Below are 243 nucleotides of genomic sequence, written 5' to 3'. Positions count from 1 at the left end.
ATTTCTTCCGTCCGTCCCGGAAATGGAGAGCTCTTCACTCCTGGACGATACCCCTTTTATAATGGATTTATTACCGCATTCGGGACCTTGTTCACTATCCCTCAATACCTGGTGTAAGCACCCTGAACCTACAGTTTGATGATACTTTCCCAATAAGGGGTTCAAACCATAATTAACGGTCACCTTACGATTCCCTATTTCTTAAAGGGCTTTTGCCAGCTCATTGAAACTTGGTTCCTCAAG

At 44.0% G+C, this 243-nt stretch carries 1 pseudogene; it reads right to left on the bottom strand.

Annotated elements, in window-relative coordinates:
- A pseudogene (locus ACYP5M_RS26680) lies at positions 1 to 183 on the bottom strand (TIGR00375 family protein); the annotation flags it as partial.
- Between the last annotated feature and the right edge of the window lie 60 nt (positions 184 to 243).

The organism is Peribacillus sp. N1 (genome assembly GCF_054600815.1).
This window is presented reverse-complemented; position numbering and strand designations above follow the sequence as displayed.